Raw genomic sequence first — 20919 nt, forward strand, 5'->3', positions numbered from 1 at the left:
GCGAAACTTCCCATTCTCGGTCCCCTTTGTAAGGGGCCGCGTTATAACGGATTTACAAGGCAAGATTCAGACCATGGCGTTGCGCTATCACCTTGGTTTCCGACAATTTTCACGGTCGATAGCAAGCTAAGGGGATAGCCTAGCTGCACTGAAAAATGGCACATTGACGCACCTGCCGCGCGCACCCATTTGTCGTATGGAAACTCCTCATGGCTATCAGCAATACCCAGGCCGAAGCACCGTCCATTCCCGCCACTGCCCAAAGCAGCCCGTTGGTGATGCGAATCATCGGCGCCGTGGCGCTGGCGCACCTGATCAATGACTTGATCCAGGCCGTGCTGCCCTCGATTTACCCGATGCTCAAGGACAGTTACGGCCTGACCTTCACCCAGGTGGGCCTGATCACGCTGACGTTCCAGCTTACGGCTTCTTTGTTGCAACCCTGGGTCGGTTACCACACCGACCGGCACCCCAAGCCCTGGTTATTGCCATCCGGCACGGTGTGCACATTGATCGGCATTGTGATGATGTCAATGGTCGGCAGCTTCGCCTTGATTCTGCTGGCGGCGGCCCTGATCGGCATCGGCTCGTCGACTTTCCATCCGGAAGCTTCGCGGGTGGCGCGCCTGGCCTCGGGCGGCCGTTACGGGCTGGCGCAATCGACGTTCCAGGTCGGCGGTAACGCCGGCTCAGCCTTCGGCCCCCTGCTCGCGGCTGCGATCATCATTCCCTACGGCCAGGGCAACGTGGCCTGGTTTGGGTTGTTCGCCTTGTTTGCGCTGTTCGTGCTCTACCGAATCAGTCGTTGGTACGCCAACCACCTCAACCTGTTCAAGCTCAAGCAAGGCCAGGCGGCGACCCACGGTTTATCCAAGGGACGGGTGCTGAGTGCCCTGGTGGTGCTGGGGCTGCTGGTGTTCTCCAAGTATTTCTACATGGCCAGTTTCACCAGTTATTTCACCTTCTACCTGATTGAGAAGTTCGACCTGTCGGTGGCCTCGTCCCAGCTGCATCTGTTCCTGTTCCTCGGCGCGGTGGCGGCGGGCACGTTCTTCGGGGGGCCGATTGGCGATCGCATCGGGCGTAAGGCGGTGATCTGGTTCTCGATCCTGGGCGTTGCGCCATTCACCTTGATCCTGCCCCATGTAGATCTGCTGTGGACCAGCATTCTCAGTGTCGTCATCGGCTTCATCCTCGCCTCGGCGTTCTCGGCCATCGTCGTGTACGCCCAGGAGCTGGTGCCGGGCAACGTCGGCATGATCGCCGGAGTGTTCTTTGGCCTGATGTTCGGTTTCGGTGGGATCGGTGCCGCGTTGCTCGGGCACCTGGCGGACATTCGTGGCATCGAGTATGTGTATTGGTTGTGCTCATTCCTGCCATTGTTCGGGGTACTGGCGATTTTCCTGCCGCGGACTAAAAAAGCTTGATCCGGGGAACAGCCCGAAGACGGAGCGCAATGGCCTGATACAGACGTAACGGGAGCTGCTTCAGCCCTACAGGGCGGGGCGACGTTTCGCTAAATCCCCTCGCCGCAGTTTCTGTAGCGGGGGAGGTTTCTGTCAGATCCGGTAATACTTCGCTTCGTATGACACGGCCTGAAACGTTGTAGGATTTTTCCCCCAATTACTTTCAGGCACCTATGAGCACCCCCCAGGAACCTCCCAGTCGCAGTTTCCCATTCTTACTTCGCGCTAACCCGGCGATGACCTCGGAAGGGAGTAACTGACTCCCATGGAATGGATCATCGACCCCACGGCATGGCTTGGCCTGCTGACCCTCATCGTGCTGGAGCTGGTGCTCGGCATCGATAACCTCGTGTTTATTGCGATCCTGGCGGACAAGCTGCCACCCGAGCAGCGCGACCGTGCCCGGGTCATTGGCCTGTCCCTTGCGTTGTTGATGCGCCTCGGCCTGCTGGCGAGCATCTCCTGGATGGTGACCCTGACCGCGCCGTTGTTCGAGGTCTTTGACAAGACGTTTTCGGGCCGCGACCTGATCATGCTGTTTGGTGGTGTGTTCCTGTTGTTCAAGGCCACCATGGAATTGCATGAACGACTTGAAGGGCATGTCGCGCAACGTTCAGGCAATGCGGCTTATGCGCTGTTCTGGCCGATCGTGGCGCAGATCGTGGTGCTCGATGCGGTGTTCTCGCTGGACGCGGTGATCACCGCCGTGGGCATGGTCGAACACCTGTCGGTCATGATGATTGCGGTGATCTTTTCCATCGGCCTGATGATCGTCGCGAGTAAACCTCTGACCAAATTCGTCAACGGGCACCCGACCGTCATCATGCTGTGCCTGGGCTTCTTGATGATGATTGGTTTCAGCCTCACGGCCGAGGGCCTGGGTTTCCATATTCCCAAAGGCTACCTCTACGCTGCGATTGGCTTCTCGATCCTGATCGAAGTGTTCAACCAATTGGCCCGCTCGCGCCGCAAGAAGAGCCTGCAAGGTCAACGCCCCATGCGTGAGCGCACCGCCCATGCGGTTCTGCGTCTGCTGGGTGGTCAGAAACTGGATGCCGAAGAAGTCGGTGAGGAAATTGCCGACATGCTCGCCGGTGATGAAGTCGAGCAGGTCTTCGATCGGCGAGAGCGGGTCATGATCAGCGGCGTGTTGCAGTTGGCGGAACGCCCGATACGCACGGTGATGACCCCGCGTGCCGAAATCGACCACATCGACCTGGCCAACTCGGCGGAGGAAATTCGCACGAAGCTGATGCACTCGTCTTATTCAAGATTACCGTTGATCCGCGAAGGACGGGTGGATGAGCCCTTGGGGTTCGTCCATAAGAAGGAGTTGTTCAAGGAATTGTTGGCCGGCAACGAACCCAACCTGGAGGTCATGGCCCGTAAGGCCATCAACCTGCTGGACAGTTTCACCATCCTCAATGCGTTGGAGCAGATGCGCAAAGCGTCGACTCACATTGCGTTCGTGGTGAACGAGTTCGGTGATTTCATCGGTCTGCTCACCATGACTGACATCCTGGAATCCATCGCCGGTGAGTTGCCTGATGCCAGTGAAATAGAGGGCCCGAATATCGTGGCCCAGGCGGGCGGGTTTCTCATCAACGGAGCCCTGAACCTCAGCCAGGTTCGGGAACAGACCGGCTTCCAGGCGAAAGCCACCGATGACTACCAGACCCTCGCCGGATTGGTCATGAGCTTGTTGGATCGCTTGCCGGTCATGGGTGACAAACTCCATTGGCAGGCCTGGAGCATGACCGTTGTAGAGGTCCAGGAGCGTCGGGTTACGAAGGTGTTGTTGCGTCCTGATGGATATGAGACAGCATCCAGTCGATAAACACCTGCGTCTGAGCGGGTGCGTCCTGGGAGACACCGTAGTAGTAACGGGTCAACGGCATGCGCAACGAGGGAAACGGGCAGTTCAATCGCCCTGTGGATAAGTCCCTGGCCAGCAATGAGACAGGGCACAGGGCCACGCCAAGGCCATCGATGGCGGCTTGCAGCACCAGGTGCATGTGGTCGAACTGCAAGGTCGGTTGGGCGCGCAGTTGAGCTATGCCCACGTGCCGGGTCCAGTCCTGCCAGTCGCTGCTGCGGGTCCTGCCGGCCAGCAGCGTGTGATCGGCCAGATCGCTCGGGCTGTCCAGCGGCTGGCTTTGCAGCAGCGACGGTGCGGCGACCAGTACCAGCTCATCTTCCAACAGCAGGTGCGGTTGAACATTGCCTGACCAGCCAGACTGTCCGCGGCGAACCACGACGTCAAATGCCTCGCGCGATTGATCCGGTGGCAGGGTGCTGGTGATGACCTCAGGCTGGATATCCGGATGCAGCGCCATGAAGTTCGGCAATCGCGGGATCAGCCAGCGCACTGCAAAGGATGGACGTACATTGATCTGCACTTTGCGCGGCATGGCGCTGCGGCTCAAGGCAGTCGCGGCGTTGGCGATCTGTGCCAGGGCCATGCTGACCTGTTCGTAAAATGTCTGGCCGGCGGGCGTAAGCAACGACTGACGGGGTCGACGTTCGAAAAGCAGGACCCCCAAGTGTTCTTCGAGCAGCTTGATGTGACGGCTGACTGCGCTGTGGCTGACATGCAGGTCTTCGGCCGCTCGACTGAAGCTCTGATGGCGAGCGGCAGCGGCGAAAGCGCGGACGGCGTTCAAGGGGGGCAGGTTCGGGATCATGTGTCTAATTTAGTCACATCAGCGGCGCAATTAAAGCGTTTGTCGGTGTGGCCGCTTCACGCCAACCTGAAGGCCAAGACAGGGCCGCTAATCTGCCCTGCATTAATGGAATGACTTCATGGCCGATTACGGACTGTTTCTGATTCTGGCGAGCCTGACTGTGCTCAGCCCAGGCCCCGGAGTGGTGCTGACCCTTTCTAACTCGCTGCGACATGGTTGGAGCGGAGCACTGCCAGGGATCTTCGGCATCGCATTGGGTGCTTTCGTCGTAGCGGGTCTCTGCGCCAGCAGCCTCGGATTGGTCCTGGCCACCTCGGCCACGGCATTTACCCTTCTCAAATACCTCGGTGCGCTGTACTTGTTGTATCTGGGATTCAAGATGTGGCGGTCCAGCACTTTTATCCCCGTGCTCAAGGCCACGTCGGCGCGCCCGTGGCGTCGCTTCATCGAGGCGCTGTCGATCCAATTACTGAACCCCAAGGCAGGATTTTTCTTTCTCGCCGTGTTCCCTCAGTTCATCAAGCCGCAGGATGACTACTACAGCCAGTTCTTCCTGCTCGTGTCGTCCTATGGCGCGCTCGTCGTACTGGTACATGGGGGATATGCCCTCATGGCAAACAGTGCCAGAGGTTGGTTATCCACGAACAAGGGCGCCAGAGTTGTCGGCAGATTGTCAGGTACCACCTTTTTTTGCTTTGGGGTGCTGATGGCTTCTGCCAGCAAATAAGCCGGCGCATTGATTTGTTCACGAGAGTGATGGCCGCTGGCGGTTTTTTGCTATCCTGTTTGCCCTTTTTTCATGGACGAAAGCCGAGAACATCATGGCTAACGACACCCCATCACCCATCGGCAAGATTCTGCTGGGCCTGCTTTTCGCGTTGATTGGTCTTGGCCTGCTGGCCATCGCCGCCAATCTGATCCTCGAGCGTCGGGACTTCCTCGCCCACGCACAAACCGCCGATGGCATCGTCAGCCACTTGAATGCTGGCGGTTCGCATCCTGAAATTGCCTTCACCACCGGCACCGGCGAAAAAATCTCCTATCCCCAGGGTGGCCTGATATTCGGCTACCAACAGGGTCAGTCGGTCCGCGTTCATTACTTGCCGGAGCAGCCGGCCGGCAGTGCTGTCATCGATGATTCAGGTGCGCTATGGGGGCCTTCCGGGTTGCTGGCGGGCCTGGGTCTCATATTCGCCTTCGCCGGTTTGGCAAAAGTCATCCGCCAACGCGGCCGCGGTGCAGTTCATTCACATAAAGGACTTTGAAGCATGAGCTACAACATTCCGATCCCGGTCAATGCCAGTCGCTGGGAGTACCAGACCGCCAGCGGCGGCGGTCTCACCGTGGCCCTGGTGGCGGGCAGTGGCGGTTCGATCATCCTGCGTTCGCCAGAGGGCAAGGACGTCAGCTACCGCTATGGCGGTGTCGGGGTGGGAGCCGGGTTCGGCGCCCGGCTGCCGCGTCTGGGCAAGATCAATATCCAGGTCAAGGGCAAGAGTGTCGGGGCGGCCGGCGCGGCAGAAGCTTTCCCCAGCTTCGGCAAGGTGTTCGTCAGTGATGCACTGGCCAGCCGAGACCTGACCGAAGACGACATTACCGGGCCCTGCATGTACACCGAAGTGGCCGCAGGCCTGGTAGTCGGCGGTTCGGCGACCGCGCTGTTGTTCGGGCTCGATCCGAAGCTGCTGGCGTTGTCGGTGGCCCTGAACGCCAGCCCGGCGACTTCGATCATCGCTGCCAGCACAGTCAATCGGCAACTGCTGCAGTCGGCCAAGGGCGCGGTGGTGATGGCCGGTATGAATGCCGGCGTGCAGGCCGGTGGTGGCGCGGCGATCTACCTGGGCTATCTGTTCTAGGACACACCGCTCCACAAGGGCCATCGCTCAGGGATAGAGCGCGCCCTTGGTCGGACGCAACTCGTGGGAACCATGGGCAAGCGAGCAAGTCCCAATTGCTCTACTGGAGCGACGGATCCAGGACTTCTTAAAGGACTATCCCCATGGCAAACACCGATAGCACGACGGCAAGTACCCACACCGTAAGAACTGGCCCGGGCACTGTTCAGGTCGACCTCACCGGCCAGTTCGACGCTAACCAGAGCATCATTATCCAGCCGGACGGCAAGATCCTGGTGGGCGGCTATACCGAGTACCTCGCATGGGGCTACCCCGGGGCCCCCGGCGAGGAGAGCTACGGCTACGAACAAAACCATTCGGTCATCCGCCTGAACTCGGACGGTACGCTGGACACCGGCTTTCATGAAGGTGGCGTCGACATTATTCCCGCCGCGATAGCCCCGGCGTCGCGCTACGAACTGACCGCGGTGCAGTCCGATGGCAAGGTGCTTGTCGCCGTTGCCCTGGACACCGGCGTACAGGTGGAGCGCTACAACAGCGACGGGACACGCGATGCTGCCTTCGGTCAAAATGGCGTCATTACAGTCGACATCAACCACAGCTTCAAGGACATCGACCTGACGGCCAATACCGATGGCACCTTCCAGATCAGCGCCCGCGGGTTTGACCAGGCTACCGTGACCAAGCTCGGCGATAACGGCACTTTGGTCGAAGGCTTCGGCGACGGTGGCGTGCTGACGGTCAACATTCCCACCGACGAATACTACAACGGAGCGATTTCGACAGCGGTGCACGCCGATGGAAGCGTGGTGGTCGGGGCGGCCTACAATGCCGCCGGCTTGGGTGATCCAACGTTTGCCCTGCAACGCTTCAATCCCGATGGTCAGCTGGATACCCGCTTCGGTGACGACGGTGTCCTCCAATTGAGCCCAGCCATGGGTTTCGGCGAAGACTCCGTGGTTACCCTGCAAGCCGACGGCAAGATCATCGTCATGGGCCATGGCGAAGGCGATGCGCGGGTTACCGTTGCCCGGCTTAACGCTGACGGCTCCTTCGATACCACCTTTGGCTCCAGTGGCACGGTGAACTTCGAGGCCGATACGCCCGTGGCCTTGACCGTGCAAGCCGATGGCAAAATCCTGGCGGCCGGCACGAACAGCGGCGATTTCAGCATCGTCCGTTTTAACGCTGATGGCAGTGTCGATACCGGCTTCGGCAGCCAGGACGGCAAGCTTCACGTGGACGGCTACGCCGGCGATGAAATTTTGCAGGGTAGCGATGCCGGCGAAATAATCCACGGCCTGGCGGGGGATGATGTGCTCCAAGGCAACGGCGGCCGCGACCTCCTGCAAGGTGGTGTTGGCGCTGACATTTTCCGATTCGACGAACTGAGCGACAGTTTCCGCACTGCTACGCAAAGCAGCAGCGACCGGATCCTGGATTTCGACGTCGCCCAAGATCGCATTGACCTGATTGGTCTGGGCTTCACCGGCATTGGCAACGGCCATGACGGCACCTTGGCGATCCAGGCCAGCGCAGACGGCACGCGCATTTACCTCAAGAGCTACGACGTCGATGCTTCGGGGCAACGCTTTGAACTGGCCTTGGACGGCAACCTGGTGGGGCAGTTGGACAATACCAACCTGGTGTTCACCGCGCCTACCGTCGAAGGTACGTCCGCCAGCGATACGCTGACCGGCTCTGCGTTGTCGGAAATCATCCAAGGCCTGGACGGCAATGACCGTATCAATGGCGGTGCCGGCGCGGATGTCATCATGGGCGGCCGGGGCGCTGACCGCCTTAACGGTGGAGATAGGTCCGACATCTCGTTGTGGACGGATAATCGGCAAAATGCCGATGTGTTTCGCTACACCTCTACCGAGGACAGCTACCGGACGGACAGCCATAGCTCCGTCGACCTTATCGAAGGCTTCACGGTCGACGACAAGATCGATGTATCGGCCTTGGGCTATACCGGCCTTGGCGATGGTACGGACACGACGCTGAAGATGGTTTACAACCAGGCCCTGGACCGCACCTACCTGACGGATATGCAGGCAGACGCCCAAGGTCACTGGTTCCAGATTGCGCTGGCCGGTGACTGGCGGGAAAGCCTGGATGACGACAACCTGATCGTGGCACCTGACGCTGGGGTAGGACTGATCGGGGTCGCGCCGGAGGTCGATCCAGGGCATCTGTTGGGCTGATACTTGATTGGAATCCGCGTGGATGTGACTCACCACCACGTGCATGTCCAGTCCTTGTGGGAGCGAGCAGGCTCGCTCCCACAAGGGGCATTGCTGATTCTTCGCCCACAAAAAAGCCGCGAATCAACGCGGCTTTTTTAATATCAGCGACTTCAGACGTTAAAGCGGAAGTGCATCACGTCGCCGTCTTTGACGATGTATTCCTTGCCTTCCAGACGCCATTTGCCGGCTTCCTTGGCACCGGCTTCACCCTTGAACTGGATGAAGTCGTTGTAGGCGATGACTTCGGCGCGGATGAAGCCTTTCTCGAAGTCGGTGTGGATCACGCCGGCGGCTTGCGGGGCGGTGGCGCCGACGCGTACGGTCCAGGCGCGGACTTCTTCGACACCGGCGGTGAAGTAGGTCTGCAGGTGCAGCATTTCGTAGCCGGCACGGATCACGCGATTCAGGCCTGGCTCTTCCAGGCCCAGGGCCTCGAGGAACATGTCCTTCTCTTCACCGTCGTCCAGCTCGGCGATTTCCGCTTCGATCTTGTTGCACACCGGAACCACCACGGCGCCTTCTTCTTCGGCAATGGCCCGGACCACATCCAGGTGCGGGTTGTTCTCGAAACCGTCTTCGGCGACGTTGGCGATGTACATCACAGGCTTGGTGGTCAGCAGGTGGAAACCCTTGATCACCTGTTTCTCGTCGCTGCTCATGTTCTTCATCAGGCTGCGCGCAGGCTTGCCTTCGGTGAAGTGGGCAATCAACTGTTCCAATAGGCCTTTCTGGACCACGGCGTCCTTGTCGCCACCCTTGGCGTTGCGCGCGACTTTCTGCAGTTGCTTCTCGCAGCTGTCGAGGTCGGCGAAGATCAGTTCCAGGTCGATGATCTCGATGTCGCGTTTCGGGTCGACGCTGTTGGAGACGTGAATCACGTTCTCGTCTTCGAAGCAGCGCACCACGTGGGCGATGGCATCGGTTTCGCGGATGTTGGCAAGGAACTTGTTACCCAGGCCTTCGCCTTTTGACGCGCCGGCCACCAGGCCCGCGATGTCGACGAATTCCATGGTAGTCGGCAGGATGCGCTTGGGATTGACGATGGCCGCCAATGCTTCCAGGCGCGAATCCGGCATCGGCACGATGCCGCTGTTCGGCTCGATGGTGCAGAAGGGGAAGTTCTCGGCCGCGATACCGGATTTGGTCAGGGCGTTGAACAGGGTGGACTTGCCGACGTTAGGCAGGCCGACGATGCCGCAATTGAATCCCATGGTGTTTCCCCTCGGTAAGAGTCAGGCCTTCTGGCTGTGCAGGTTTTTCATCGCGCGGTTCCATTCACCGGCGAGGATATCCGGCAGCACGCCGAGGGCAAAGTCGATGCTGGCATCGAGTTTCTCCTGTTCGGCGCGAGGCGCACGACCCAGGACAAAATTTGACACCATGCTGGCAACGCCCGGGTGGCCGATGCCGAGCCGCAGGCGGTGGAACGTATTCTGATTACCCAGCTGCGCAATGATGTCGCGCAACCCGTTGTGACCGCCGTGGCCGCCGCCCTGCTTGAGCTTGGCAACGCCCGGGGGCAGGTCGAGTTCGTCGTGGGCCACCAGGATTTCTTCAGGCGTGATGCGAAAGAAACCGGCCAATGCCGCCACGGCCTGGCCGCTGCGGTTCATGTAGGTGGTGGGAATCAACAGGCGAACATCCTGACCCTGGTGCGAAAAGCGCCCGGTCAGGCCGAAATATTTGCGATCGGCCGCCAGGCTGACGCCTTGTGCGTGCGCGATGCGCTCAACAAAAAGGGCCCCTGCGTTATGCCGGGTCTGTTCGTATTCAGCGCCTGGATTTCCCAAGCCAACGATCAGTTTAATGGCAGTCACGATAGGGGCCCTTCCTGGAGTGTGGATAACAAGGTCGCAATCAGGCGGTGTTGCGACAGTGGACGAAAATGGCGGATCTACCGTTAAGTAAACTTCGCGTTCTCGCCCGCTGTCTCGCTACGTTCCAGTCCGCGATGTTTCCGGTCACTCCGGCGACAGAGTGAAATTACTCTGCAGCGCCTTCTTCGGTGGCTTCTGGAGCAACACGTGGAGCGTGGACGTTGGCAACAGCCTTGTCATCGCCGTGCGCCAGGGCAACAAACTCAACGCCTTTAGGGGCCTTGAGGTCGGACAGGTGAACGATGGTGCCGATTTCAGCGTCAGCCAGGTCGACTTCGATGAACTCAGGCAGGTCTTTCGGCAGGCAGGACACTTCGATTTCCGAAGTCACGTGCGAGATTTCGCCGCCTTTCTTGACCGGAGCAGCTTCGTTGATGAAGTGCACTGGAACAACAGCAGTCAGCTTCTGACCGGCAACTACGCGGACGAAGTCAGCGTGCATCACGTGGCCTTTGGCCGGGTGACGTTGCAGGGCCTTGATCACGACGTTCTGCTTGGTGCCACCTACGTTCAGCTCGATGATGTGGCTGTAGGCCGCTTCGTTTTCGAGCAGTTTGGCAACTTCCTTGGCCAGCATGCTGATGGACTCAGGGGCTTTGTCGCCACCGTAGACTACAGCTGGAACCAGGCTTGCGAGACGACGCAGGCGGCGGCTCGCACCTTTCCCCAGGTCGGAACGCACTTCAGCATTCAGGGTAAAATCGTTCATGTTGTATCTCCAAAATAACCACATTCGCCCAGCGTTTGCGACCAGCGCTAAAGGCGATATGGGCAAAAAAGCCCCGCCCCGACAGTGAATGCCGGGGCGGGGCGCTTTTCGTCAACGAGATGTCATCGAAAGGGCAGGGCCCTTAACGGAACATCGCACTGATCGATTCTTCATTGCTGATGCGGCGGACCGCTTCGGCAACAACCGGTGCGATATCCAGTTGACGGATACGCGCACAGGCTTGTGCTGCTGCGGACAGCGGGATGGTGTTAGTGACCACCAGCTCGTCCAGCACGGAATTTTCAATGTTCTCGATCGCCCGACCCGACAGCACAGGGTGTGTGCAGTAGGCAAAGACCTTGGCCGCGCCATGTTCTTTCAGGGCCTTGGCCGCGTGGCACAGGGTGCCGGCGGTGTCGACCATGTCGTCAACCAGGATACAGGTACGCCCTTCGACGTCGCCGATGATATGCATCACTTCGGAGTGATTGGCTTTCTCACGACGCTTGTCGATGATGCCCAGATCCACGCCCAGGGATTTGGCTACCGCACGTGCACGCACGACGCCGCCAATGTCCGGGGACACGATCATCAGGTTTTCGAAGCGCTGATCTTCAATGTCATCCACCAGGACCGGGGAGCCGTAGATGTTGTCCACGGGAATATCGAAGAAGCCCTGGATCTGGTCAGCGTGCAGGTCAACCGTGAGAACACGGTCGATGCCGACTACGGTGAGCATATCAGCCACGACTTTCGCGCTGATGGCCACACGTGCGGAACGCGGACGGCGATCCTGGCGGGCATAACCAAAGTAGGGAATAACAGCAGTGATACGAGTAGCCGAGGAGCGGCGGAAGGCATCAGCCATCACGACGAGTTCCATCAGGTTATCGTTGGTCGGAGCGCAGGTCGGCTGAATAATGAAGACGTCTTTACCGCGAACGTTTTCATTGATCTCCGCAGTGATTTCGCCGTCGGAGAACTTACCGACAGAAATGTCACCGAGAGGGATATGCAGCTGACGTACGACACGCCGAGCCAGATCGGGGTTAGCGTTCCCCGTAAAGACCATCATCTTGGACACGCGCAGTACCTGAAGGCTGAGGGTATACCTGGATGAGTATAGGAAAATGGCAGGGGCGGCTGGATTCGAACCAACGCATGGCAGGATCAAAACCTGCTGCCTTACCGCTTGGCGACGCCCCTGTATCTGTTGCTGCGAGTGCCCAGCACTCGATTCCGTTTAGAGCAGGCTTTGCAGCTTGCGATGCAACATCGAAACGTTGCTTCCCTTTGCTACAAACCCCGTAAGGGTCTCTGTCAGAAGGGCCGAGACTTTATCAGCTTCAGCTTTGCTTGGGAAGCCCCCAAACACACAACTTCCAGTTCCGGTGAGTTTTGCTTCGGTAAATTTACCTAGCAAATTCAAAGCGTTACGAACATCTGGATAACGCCTCGCTACCACCGGCAAGCAGTCATTTCGACTGTTTCCCTTGGGAACGGGGCGCACTTTAATGGGAGGAGAGTTACGTGTCAACAGCGGATCTGAAAAAATTTCTGCTGTACTTACAGAGACTTGCGGCACGAGCACCAGGTACCAGGGTTCCTCGGGTTCCACCGGCGTGAGTTTCTCCCCGACGCCCTCGGCAAAAGCGGCGTGCCCACGCACGAAAACCGGGACGTCGGCCCCCAGCGTCAGGCCCAGCGACGCCAGCTGATCCGCGTCCCAGCCCAGTTGCCAGAGGTGGTTGAGCCCGAGCAAAGTTGTTGCCGCGTTCGAACTGCCGCCGCCGATGCCGCCGCCCATGGGCAGGATTTTTTCGATCCAGATGTCGACGCCCAGAGCACAGCCGGATTGCTCCTGGAGTTTTTTCGCGGCCTTGACGATCAGGTTGCTGTCGTGGGGCACGCCGGCGAATTCGGTGTGCAGTTGAATCACACCGTCGTCGCGCACGGCGTAGGTGATTTCGTCGCCGTAGTCCAGGAACTGAAAAATCGTCTGCAACTCGTGATAACCGTCCGGGCGACGCCCGAGGATGTGCAGCATCAGGTTGAGCTTGGCCGGGGAGGGCAAGGTCAGGCGCGCAGCGGTCATGTCATTGCCCCAGCTTGCGCGGCTGCCATTGCTTGATCACCAGCGTGACGTCGAGGTTGCTGCCGTGCAGCTTGATGCGTTCGGGCAACCAGTAGCCGTTCTGTTGGGCGTAGCTCAAGTATTCGATCTGCCAGTCATCCTGTTCCAGGTTGGACAGGCGACTGTCGGCGTCCAGGGTCAGGCGACTTTTACTGTCCGGTGCCGGCAGCCCGCGAACCCACCAGGTCAGGTGGGAGACCGGCAGCTTCCAGCCCAGTTGTTCTTCCAGCAAGGCTTCGGGCGTCGGCGCTTCATAGCGTCCCTGGTTGGCGACTTCCAGGGCCACTTGCCCCGGCCGACCGGTCAACCGCGCCGCGCCGCGCCCCAGCGGGCCCGACAGGCGAATGTCGTAGTAGTCCTGGCGTTGCAGCCAGAACAGTGTGCCGCTGCCCGAATCCTTCGGGGCGCGGATGCCGATCTTGCCGTCGATCTGCCAGCCGTCGAGGCCGCTCAGTTGTTCCTTGTGCTCACGCCACTGGGTCGGGTTGCCATGGCCCTGGACGGATTCACGGGCGCCGAAACCCGCGCAACCGGCGAGCAGGGCAATGAAGCTGAAAACGATAAAGTGGCGCAAAAACATAAGCTTAAAGGGTCTCTGATCCGGTCAGGCGTTTGATGGTGCCACGCAAAATCGGGCTGTCGGGCTGGTCCTTGAGGAACCTGCTCCAGATCTGCCGGGCCTCGCGTTGCTTGCCGTTGGCCCACAGCACTTCGCCCAGGTGAGCGGCGACTTCCTGGTCGGGAAAACGCTCCAGGGCCTGGCGCAACAGGCGCTCGGCTTCGTCGAGGTTGCCCAGGCGGAAATTCACCCAGCCGAGGCTGTCGAGTACCGCAGGGTCCTCCGGATTGATCTGGTGGGCCTGCTCGATCAGTACCTTGGCTTCGTCGTAGCGGGTGGTGCGATCCGACAGGGTGTAGCCCAACGCATTGAGGGCCATGGCGTTGTCCGGGTCGCGCTGGATGATCAGGCGCAGGTCTTTTTCCATCTGCGCCAGGTCATTGCGTTTTTCGGCCTGCATGGCACGGGTGTACAGCAGGTTCAGATCGTCCGGGTACTGATTCAAGGCTTGTTGCAGGACATTCCAGGCCTTGTCGCCCTGGTTGTTGGCCGACAGGGTCTCGGCTTCGATCAGGTACAACTGGATGCCGTAGTCCGGCTGGGCATCGCGCTGGACGGCGAGGCGGCTCTGGGCTTCGGCGGCCTTGCCATTGCCGATCAGGATATCGGCCTGGCGCAACTGGGCCGGCAGATAGTCATTGCCCGGGCCGACCTGGGCGTACTCGATCAGTGCACTCTCAGGGTCATTGCGTTCCTCGGCGATGCGGCCAAGGTTCAGGTGGGCCGAATCGACGTGGCTGTCCCGGGCGATCAGGTCTTCCAGGTAGCCCTTGGCCTCGTCCCAGGCCTTGGCTTCCAGGCAGACCAGCGCCAGGGAATAGCGCAGGTCATCGTCTTCCGGGTACTGCTGGACCAGGCTGGAGAACTCCACCTTGGCATCGTCCATGCGGTTGTTTTCCACCAGCATGCGGGCATAGGTGAGGCGCAGGCGTTTGTCGTCCGGGTATTTCTTGATGCTTTTTTCCAGCAGCGGCAACGCTTCGTCGCCACGGTCCAGGCCCTGCAACAGACGGGCGCGCAACAGGATTGGCGCCACTTCGCCGGCTTCCGGCGGGTTGTCTTCCAGCAACCTGAGGGCGACTTTGCTGTCGCCGTCCTGTTGCAGCAGCAGGGCCTTGCCGAAAATCAGCTGGCCGTTGTTCGGGTGACGCTGCAGCAGGCGGTCGAAGCTTTTCATCAAACCGTTGCGGGTTTCCTGGTCGGTGTCGGCGGCCGACAGCGCGAGGAAATCGAAATGGGTATCGCCCTTGCCCAGCAAGACCTTCTCCATATAGACCATGGAGTCGTCGTAGCGCCCGGCCCGCGCCAGTTGCACGGCGGCGGCGCGTTGCGCTTCCAGGTCGTCCGGGGCATTTCTTGCCCAGATCAGCGCGGTATCCAGTGCAGGCTGGTCGGCGCCCAGGTACTCGGCGATGCGAAACGCCCGCTCGGAGATGCCCGGATCCTGAGTGTTGATGGCCTGGGTCACGTAGTTGTCCAGCGCAATGTCGAAGCGATTGCGCTGGCCCGCCAGCTCGGCGCTCAGCAGGCTGAAGATGGTTTCTTCACTGAACGAGCCGTAGACCTTGGGTTTTTCAGGTGCCGGGGTGCTGTCTTCGACCGGCGGCGTACCGTCCGTCGAAACGGGGGCCATGGACTGGCAGCCGCTGAGCAAGGCTAAAGCGAGGAGCAACGCGGAAGATCTATTCATATAGGAAGAGGACGACTAACCTGCGGTCGGATCATCATGACACAAGCCTTGGGTCAAACATAACCGCCCCGTCGATTTACGCTGTTGGCCGGGGCGATAGAGATCGGGTGGTTGTTCTGAATCTGGCGAAGTAGGACAATTGCCGGCTTCACGTCACCATCAGCGACCTTGAATGGCCTTCCTTGCACTTGGTATCAACCACAAGACTGCTTCAGTAGATGTCCGCGAGCGCGTGGCCTTTACGCCTGAGCAGCTGGTGGAGGCCCTGCAGCAGCTCTGCCGACTCACCGACAGCCGCGAAGCCGCGATCCTCTCCACCTGCAATCGCAGCGAGCTTTATATAGAGCAGGATCACGTTTCGGCCGATTCGGTGCTGCGCTGGCTGGCCGATTACCACAATCTGAGCCTGCAAGAGCTGCAAGCCAGTGCCTATGTGCACGAGGACGATGCGGCCGTTCGTCACATGATGCGCGTAGCCTCGGGGCTCGACTCACTGGTACTGGGCGAGCCGCAGATCCTCGGCCAGATGAAGTCGGCCTACGCCGTGGCCCGCGAGGCCGGCACCGTCGGCCCGTTGCTGGGGCGGCTGTTCCAGGCCACCTTCAATGCCGCCAAGCAGGTGCGCACCGATACGGCCATCGGCGAAAACCCGGTGTCCGTGGCGTTTGCCGCCGTCAGCCTGGCGAAACAGATATTCAGCGACCTGCAACGCAGCCAGGCATTGCTGATCGGCGCCGGCGAAACCATCACCCTGGTCGCTCGCCATCTCCACGACCTGGGGGTCAAACGCATCGTCGTCGCTAACCGGACCCTGGAGCGCGCCAGCACCCTGGCCGAGCAGTTCGGCGCCCATGCAGTGCTGCTGTCGGACATTCCGGCGGAGCTGGTGCACAGCGACATCGTCATCAGTTCCACCGCCAGCCAGTTGCCGATCCTGGGCAAGGGCGCGGTGGAGAGCGCCTTGAAGCTGCGCAAGCACAAGCCGATCTTCATGGTGGACATCGCCGTTCCCCGGGATATCGAGCCGGAAGTCGGCGAACTGGATGACGTTTATCTCTACAGTGTCGATGACCTGCACGAAGTGGTCGCCGAGAACCTCAAGAGCCGGCAAGGCGCGGCCCAGGCGGCCGAAGAGATGGTCAACGTCGGCGCCGAGGATTTCATGGTGCGCCTGCGTGAGCTGGCGGCGGTGGATGTGCTCAAGGCGTATCGTCAGCAGAGCGAACGCTTGCGCGACGAGGAATTGCAAAAGGCCCAGCGCCTGCTGGCCAACGGCGGCAACGCCGAGGAAGTGCTGGTGCAACTGGCGCGCGGGCTGACCAACAAGTTGCTCCACGCCCCCAGCGTCCAGCTCAAGAAGCTGACCGCCGAGGGGCGTCTCGATGCGCTGGCCATGGCCCAGGAACTCTTTGCCCTCGGTGAGGGTTCACCGGATAGTTTTTCGGATAAAAAACCGCAATGAAAGCGTCACTGCTCAATAAACTGGATGTCCTCCAGGACCGTTTCGAAGAACTGACCGCCTTGCTCGGCGATGGCGAGGTCATTTGCGACCAGAACAAATTCCGCACCTATTCCAAGGAATACGCGGAAGTCGAACCGATTGTAGCCACCTATAAACAGTTGCTCAAAGTGCAGGGAGACCTTGAAGGTGCCCAGGCGCTGCTCAAGGACAGCGACCCGGACCTGCGTGAAATGGCCGTCGAGGAAGTTCGCGAAGCCAAGGAGCAATTGGTCGAGCTGGAAAGCAACCTGCAACGCATGCTGCTGCCCAAGGACCCGAACGACGGGCGCAACGTGTTCCTCGAAATCCGTGCCGGCACCGGCGGCGACGAGGCGGCGATTTTCTCCGGCGACCTGTTCCGCATGTATTCGCGCTACGCCGAACGGCGTGGCTGGCGCGTGGAGATCCTTTCGGAAAACGAAGGCGAACACGGTGGCTATAAAGAAGTCATCGCGCGGGTCGAGGGCGACAACGTCTACGGCAAGCTGAAGTTCGAATCCGGCGCGCACCGTGTGCAACGGGTGCCGGCCACCGAGTCCCAGGGACGCATCCACACCTCGGCCTGCACGGTGGCGGTATTGCCCGAGCCGGACGAGCAGGAAGCCATCGAGATCAACCCGGCGGACCTGCGCATCGATACCTACCGCTCCTCCGGCGCGGGCGGCCAGCACGTCAACAAGACCGACTCGGCGATCCGCATCACTCACTTGCCTTCAGGCATCGTGGTGGAGTGCCAGGAAGAACGTTCCCAGCACAAGAACCGCGCGCGGGCCATGGCCTGGTTGTCGGCCAAGCTCAACGACCAGCAGACCAGCGCCGCCGCCAATGCCATCGCCAGCGAACGCAAACTGCTGGTGGGCTCGGGCGATCGCTCCGAGCGGATCCGCACCTACAACTTTGCCCAGGGCCGGGTCACCGACCACCGCGTCAACCTGACCCTGTATTCGCTTGACGAAATTCTTGCCGGCGGTGTCGATGCGGTCATCGAGCCGTTGCTGGCCGAGTACCAGGCCGACCAGTTGGCTGCGATTGGCGAATAAGCAGAGGTGAATCCATGACCATCATCGCCAGTCTGCTGCGCGCCGCCGAGTTGCCGGATTCGCCCACAGCGCGCCTGGACGCCGAGCTGCTGCTGGCGGCTGCGTTGGGCAAATCCCGCAGTTTCCTGCACACCTGGCCCGAGCGCATCGTGCCGAGCGAGGCGGCGTTGCTGTTTTCCGAATACCTGCGGCGTCGGCGTTCCGGTGAGCCAGTGGCCTACATCCTCGGGCAACAGGGCTTCTGGAAACTCGACCTGGAAGTCGCGCCCCACACCTTGATCCCGCGTCCCGACACCGAGCTGCTGGTGGAAACCGCGCTGGCCTTATTGCCGGCGACCCCGGCCCGGGTCCTCGATTTGGGCACCGGCAGCGGCGCGATTGCCCTGGCGCTGGGCAGCGAGCGACCGGCCTGGAAGGTCACGGCGGTCGACCGCGTGCTCGAAGCGGTGGCCCTGGCCGAGCGCAATCGCCAGCGCCTGGACTTGCGCAACGTTACGGTGTCGAGCAGCCATTGGTTCAGTGCGCTGGATGGCGAGCGCTTCGAGTTGATTATCAGTAACCCGCCCTACATCGCCGCCACGGATCCGCATCTGGCCGAGGGTGACGTACGTTTCGAACCGGCCAGTGCGCTGGTGGCGGGGCAGGACGGCCTGGATGATCTGCGCGAGATCATCGCCCACGCGCCGGCTCACCTTGCGCCGGGGGGCTGGTTGATGCTCGAACATGGCTACGATCAGGCCGAGGCGGTGCGTGATTTGCTTCGCGCCCAAGGAATGATGGAAGTCCACAGTCGCCAGGACCTGGGTGGTCATGAGCGCATCAGCCTGGGGTGCATGCCGTGCTGAACGATCAGGAGCTGTTGCGTTATAGCCGGCAGATTCTGTTGCAACACGTCGACATCGACGGCCAGTTGCGCCTCAAGCAGGGCCGCGTGCTGATCGTCGGCCTGGGCGGTCTAGGCGCCCCGGTGGCCTTGTACCTGGCGGCGGCTGGTGTCGGCGAGTTGCACCTGGCGGATTTCGACACGGTCGACCTGACCAACCTGCAACGCCAGATCATTCATGACACCGACAGCGTTGGCCTGAGCAAGGTCGATTCGGCGATGCGTCGCTTGACGGCGATCAATCCGCAGATTCGGTTGGTGCCTCATCCAGCGGCCATGGACGAGGACAGCCTGGCCGCCGCGGTCGCGGTCGTCGATGTGGTGCTGGACTGCTCCGATAATTTTTCCACTCGCGAAGCAGTGAATGCGGCGTGCGTTGCGGCGAGCAAACCTCTGGTCAGTGGCGCGGCGATTCGCCTGGAAGGGCAATTGTCGGTGTTCGATCCGCGCCGCGCCGAAAGTCCTTGCTATCACTGTCTCTATGGCCACGGCAGCGAAGCCGAGTTGACCTGTAGCGAAGCAGGTGTGCTCGGGCCGCTGGTAGGCTTGGTGGGCAGTCTGCAAGCATTGGAAGCGTTGAAATTGCTGGCCGGTTTTGGTGAGCCGCTGGTGGGGCGTCTGTTGCTGATCGATGCTTTGGGCACACGGTTCCGAGAACTGCGAGTCAAGCGTGACCCGGGTTGCAGCGTGTGTGGTGGCGCGCATGAGTGAAGCGCCGGTCGGAGTACTCGACTCGGGTGTCGGCGGGCTTTCGGTGCTGGGCGAGATCCGCCAGTTGCTGCCCAATGAGTCGCTGCTGTATGTCGCGGACTGTGGGCACATTCCCTACGGTGAGAAAACTCCGGAATACATCCGACAACGCTGCGCGGTCATCGCTGACTTTCTTCTGGGGCAGGGTGCCAAGGCCCTGGTGGTGGCTTGCAATACCGCGACGGTTGCCGCTGTGGCCGATCTGCGGCGCGACTTTCCCGACTGGCCCATCGTGGGCATGGAGCCGGCGGTCAAGCCGGCGGCTGCCGCCACCCGCAGCGGCATCGTCGGCGTACTCGCCACCACCGGCACCTTGCAGAGTGCCAAGTTTGCAGCCTTGCTCGATCGTTTCGCCACCGACGTGCGGGTCATCACCCAGCCGTGTCCCGGCCTGGTGGAGCTGATCGAAACCGGGGACCTGCACAGCCCGGCCCTGCGCCAACTGTTGCAACATTACGTCGAGCCCCTGCTGGCAGCCGGCTGCGACACGTTGATCCTGGGCTGTACTCACTACCCGTTTCTCAAGCCTTTGCTCAAGCGGATGATCCCCGAGCACATCAGCCTGATCGACACCGGCGCTGCCGTGGCTCGGCAACTTCAACGTTTGCTGGCCGAGCGCGGGGCGCTGGCCGAAGGGCCGGCCAGCGAAACCCATTTCTGGAGCAGCGCTGATCCAGCACATTTAGGAAAAATCCTACCCCTGCTATGGCATTCGTCTGGCAGTGTGCGAAGCTTCGATCTGTAGGCAAAATGTGAAAATTATGTAAAACGAGCTGAACTTCTGCTTAAACGCGGATTTCTATAGCTCAGTCTGTTGTAACAAAAAACTAACTAAAGTCTGTACGGAAAAGGATGTTTCTGATGAAGCGCTTATTCTGCTTTGCCGCATTTGCGGCTGCATTGTTGGGGCACACTTACACCGCCCAGGCGGCGGGTGTGGAGTTCGGGGTCGGCCAGACCAGCGACTCGACCATGACCTATCGCTTGGGCCTGCAGTTTGACTGGGACAAGAGTTGGTTGCAGAGCGACGTGGGCCGCTTGACCGGCTACTGGAGCGGGGCCTACACCTACTGGGATGGCGATGACAAAGCCAGCAACCACAGCCTGTCGTTCTCGCCAGTCTTTGTGTATGAGTTTGCCGGCCAGAACGTCAAGCCTTACGTCGAAGCCGGTATCGGTGTCGCGTTATTTGCCAATACCGAAGTGGAAAGCAACAAGCTCGGCACGGCGTTCCAGTTCGAAGACCGCATCGGTTTCGGCCTGCGCTTCAATGGCGGACACGAAGTTGGCATTCGCGCCACGCACTATTCCAACGCCGGCATCAAGTCGACCAACGACGGTGTAGAAAGCTTCGCGTTGCACTACACAATGCCGCTGTAATACCCAAACCTGTGGGAGCGGGCTTGCTCGCGAAAGCGTCGGATCAGCCAATACCGAAGTGACTGACCCGCCGCCTTCGCG

The 20919-nt window shown here is 60.4% G+C and carries 20 protein-coding genes and 1 tRNA gene; 12 read left to right on the forward strand and 9 right to left on the reverse strand.

All coding sequences use genetic code 11. The features are described 5' to 3' along the window. Positions 1-209 precede the first annotated feature (209 nt). Together RGM2987_RS10225 and RGM2987_RS10230 are read left to right on the forward strand one after the other, a co-directional pair. Complete coding sequence (locus tag RGM2987_RS10225; RefSeq protein ID WP_245140422.1) at positions 210-1427, forward strand: MFS transporter; 1218 nt, start codon at positions 210-212, stop codon at positions 1425-1427. A gap of 304 nt (positions 1428-1731) precedes the next feature. Then, entirely contained in the window at positions 1732-3303 is a 1572-nt protein-coding gene (locus RGM2987_RS10230) for a TerC family protein (RefSeq protein ID WP_245140424.1), read from the forward strand. Here the strand turns inward: RGM2987_RS10230 and gcvA are convergent. Continuing rightward, positions 3251-4150, reverse strand: coding sequence for a transcriptional regulator GcvA (gcvA, locus tag RGM2987_RS10235; protein ID WP_245140426.1), 900 nt, complete (start codon positions 4148-4150; stop codon positions 3251-3253). The genes RGM2987_RS10230 and gcvA overlap by 53 nt on opposite strands. Before the next feature lie 118 nt (positions 4151-4268). Here gcvA and RGM2987_RS10240 point away from each other — a divergent pair, with 118 nt between their 5' ends. From RGM2987_RS10240 to RGM2987_RS10255, 4 genes are all read left to right on the forward strand, one after another. Beyond that, positions 4269-4877: a LysE family translocator gene (locus tag RGM2987_RS10240; protein WP_245140430.1), complete on the forward strand. Its 609-nt coding sequence runs from the start codon at positions 4269-4271 to the stop codon at positions 4875-4877. Between the two features lie 94 nt (positions 4878-4971). Continuing rightward, on the forward strand, positions 4972-5415 hold the full coding sequence (locus tag RGM2987_RS10245; protein ID WP_245140432.1) for a DUF3592 domain-containing protein: 444 nt from the start codon (positions 4972-4974) through the stop codon (positions 5413-5415). 3 nt (positions 5416-5418) lie between these two features. Further along, positions 5419-6006, forward strand: coding sequence for a hypothetical protein (locus RGM2987_RS10250; protein ID WP_245140434.1), 588 nt, complete (start codon positions 5419-5421; stop codon positions 6004-6006). 143 nt (positions 6007-6149) lie between these two features. Further along, positions 6150-8213, forward strand: coding sequence for a calcium-binding protein (locus RGM2987_RS10255; protein ID WP_245140436.1), 2064 nt, complete (start codon positions 6150-6152; stop codon positions 8211-8213). 152 nt (positions 8214-8365) lie between these two features. Here the strand turns inward: RGM2987_RS10255 and ychF are convergent, their stop codons facing one another. The 8 genes from ychF to RGM2987_RS10295 all read right to left on the reverse strand — a co-directional run bounded on the left by ychF (position 8366) and on the right by RGM2987_RS10295 (position 15284). Further along, the gene (gene ychF / locus RGM2987_RS10260; protein WP_245140438.1) at positions 8366-9466 is read right to left on the reverse strand and encodes a redox-regulated ATPase YchF; all 1101 of its coding nucleotides are present in this window, start codon (positions 9464-9466) and stop codon (positions 8366-8368) included. Between the two features lie 21 nt (positions 9467-9487). Beyond that, entirely contained in the window at positions 9488-10072 is a 585-nt protein-coding gene (gene pth, locus RGM2987_RS10265) for an aminoacyl-tRNA hydrolase (protein WP_122564708.1), read from the reverse strand. A 166-nt stretch (positions 10073-10238) separates the two neighbouring features. Further along, complete coding sequence (locus RGM2987_RS10270; RefSeq protein WP_245140440.1) at positions 10239-10841, reverse strand: 50S ribosomal protein L25/general stress protein Ctc; 603 nt, start codon at positions 10839-10841, stop codon at positions 10239-10241. A gap of 142 nt (positions 10842-10983) precedes the next feature. Further along, the gene (locus RGM2987_RS10275; protein ID WP_003171603.1) at positions 10984-11925 is read right to left on the reverse strand and encodes a ribose-phosphate pyrophosphokinase; all 942 of its coding nucleotides are present in this window, start codon (positions 11923-11925) and stop codon (positions 10984-10986) included. 47 nt (positions 11926-11972) lie between these two features. Next, positions 11973-12047, reverse strand: a tRNA-Gln gene (locus RGM2987_RS10280). A 37-nt stretch (positions 12048-12084) separates the two neighbouring features. Further along, positions 12085-12936, reverse strand: a complete 852-nt coding sequence (gene ispE, locus RGM2987_RS10285) for a 4-(cytidine 5'-diphospho)-2-C-methyl-D-erythritol kinase (RefSeq protein ID WP_245140443.1) — start codon at positions 12934-12936, stop codon at positions 12085-12087. 1 nt (position 12937) lies between these two features. Next, entirely contained in the window at positions 12938-13555 is a 618-nt protein-coding gene (gene lolB / locus RGM2987_RS10290; RefSeq protein ID WP_245140445.1) for a lipoprotein insertase outer membrane protein LolB, read from the reverse strand. Positions 13556-13559: 4 nt separating this feature from the next. Then, positions 13560-15284, reverse strand: coding sequence for a tetratricopeptide repeat protein (locus RGM2987_RS10295; protein ID WP_245140448.1), 1725 nt, complete (start codon positions 15282-15284; stop codon positions 13560-13562). A 172-nt stretch (positions 15285-15456) separates the two neighbouring features. On the opposite strand from RGM2987_RS10295, the gene hemA reads away from it, so the two are divergent. From hemA to RGM2987_RS10325, 6 genes are all read left to right on the forward strand, one after another. Next, positions 15457-16746, forward strand: a complete 1290-nt coding sequence (hemA, locus tag RGM2987_RS10300) for a glutamyl-tRNA reductase (RefSeq protein WP_245140450.1) — start codon at positions 15457-15459, stop codon at positions 16744-16746. Further along, positions 16743-17825: a peptide chain release factor 1 gene (prfA, locus tag RGM2987_RS10305; protein WP_245140452.1), complete on the forward strand. Its 1083-nt coding sequence runs from the start codon at positions 16743-16745 to the stop codon at positions 17823-17825. The genes hemA and prfA overlap by 4 nt, the downstream gene beginning before the upstream one ends. Positions 17826-17839: 14 nt before the next feature. After that, complete coding sequence (gene prmC / locus RGM2987_RS10310) at positions 17840-18670, forward strand: peptide chain release factor N(5)-glutamine methyltransferase (RefSeq protein WP_245140455.1); 831 nt, start codon at positions 17840-17842, stop codon at positions 18668-18670. Next, complete coding sequence (locus RGM2987_RS10315; RefSeq protein ID WP_245140458.1) at positions 18664-19419, forward strand: molybdopterin-synthase adenylyltransferase MoeB; 756 nt, start codon at positions 18664-18666, stop codon at positions 19417-19419. Before prmC ends, RGM2987_RS10315 begins: the two co-directional genes overlap by 7 nt. Beyond that, complete coding sequence (gene murI / locus RGM2987_RS10320; RefSeq protein WP_245140460.1) at positions 19412-20203, forward strand: glutamate racemase; 792 nt, start codon at positions 19412-19414, stop codon at positions 20201-20203. Before RGM2987_RS10315 ends, murI begins: the two co-directional genes overlap by 8 nt. 116 nt (positions 20204-20319) lie before the next feature. Beyond that, complete coding sequence (locus tag RGM2987_RS10325) at positions 20320-20838, forward strand: acyloxyacyl hydrolase (protein ID WP_245140462.1); 519 nt, start codon at positions 20320-20322, stop codon at positions 20836-20838. Positions 20839-20919: the final 81 nt, after the last annotated feature.

This window comes from Pseudomonas sp. RGM2987 (assembly GCF_022952855.1).
In the GTDB taxonomy this organism is placed as follows: Bacteria; Pseudomonadota; Gammaproteobacteria; order Pseudomonadales; family Pseudomonadaceae; genus Aquipseudomonas.

Excerpts from the sequence above, each read along its gene's own strand:
- RGM2987_RS10225 (WP_245140422.1), top strand. The coding sequence starts at position 210 with ATGGCTATCAGCAATACCCAGGCCGAAGCACCGTCCATTCCCGCCACT.
- RGM2987_RS10230 (WP_245140424.1), top strand. The coding sequence starts at position 1,732 with ATGGAATGGATCATCGACCCCACGGCATGGCTTGGCCTGCTGACCCTC.
- gcvA (WP_245140426.1), bottom strand. The coding sequence starts at position 4,150 with ATGATCCCGAACCTGCCCCCCTTGAACGCCGTCCGCGCTTTCGCCGCT.
- RGM2987_RS10240 (WP_245140430.1), top strand. The coding sequence starts at position 4,269 with ATGGCCGATTACGGACTGTTTCTGATTCTGGCGAGCCTGACTGTGCTC.
- RGM2987_RS10245 (WP_245140432.1), top strand. The coding sequence starts at position 4,972 with ATGGCTAACGACACCCCATCACCCATCGGCAAGATTCTGCTGGGCCTG.
- RGM2987_RS10250 (WP_245140434.1), top strand. The coding sequence starts at position 5,419 with ATGAGCTACAACATTCCGATCCCGGTCAATGCCAGTCGCTGGGAGTAC.
- RGM2987_RS10255 (WP_245140436.1), top strand. The coding sequence starts at position 6,150 with ATGGCAAACACCGATAGCACGACGGCAAGTACCCACACCGTAAGAACT.
- ychF (WP_245140438.1), bottom strand. The coding sequence starts at position 9,466 with ATGGGATTCAATTGCGGCATCGTCGGCCTGCCTAACGTCGGCAAGTCC.
- RGM2987_RS10270 (WP_245140440.1), bottom strand. The coding sequence starts at position 10,841 with ATGAACGATTTTACCCTGAATGCTGAAGTGCGTTCCGACCTGGGGAAA.
- ispE (WP_245140443.1), bottom strand. The coding sequence starts at position 12,936 with ATGACCGCTGCGCGCCTGACCTTGCCCTCCCCGGCCAAGCTCAACCTG.
- lolB (WP_245140445.1), bottom strand. The coding sequence starts at position 13,555 with ATGTTTTTGCGCCACTTTATCGTTTTCAGCTTCATTGCCCTGCTCGCC.
- RGM2987_RS10295 (WP_245140448.1), bottom strand. The coding sequence starts at position 15,284 with ATGAATAGATCTTCCGCGTTGCTCCTCGCTTTAGCCTTGCTCAGCGGC.
- hemA (WP_245140450.1), top strand. The coding sequence starts at position 15,457 with ATGGCCTTCCTTGCACTTGGTATCAACCACAAGACTGCTTCAGTAGAT.
- prfA (WP_245140452.1), top strand. The coding sequence starts at position 16,743 with ATGAAAGCGTCACTGCTCAATAAACTGGATGTCCTCCAGGACCGTTTC.
- prmC (WP_245140455.1), top strand. The coding sequence starts at position 17,840 with ATGACCATCATCGCCAGTCTGCTGCGCGCCGCCGAGTTGCCGGATTCG.
- murI (WP_245140460.1), top strand. The coding sequence starts at position 19,412 with ATGAGTGAAGCGCCGGTCGGAGTACTCGACTCGGGTGTCGGCGGGCTT.
- RGM2987_RS10325 (WP_245140462.1), top strand. The coding sequence starts at position 20,320 with ATGAAGCGCTTATTCTGCTTTGCCGCATTTGCGGCTGCATTGTTGGGG.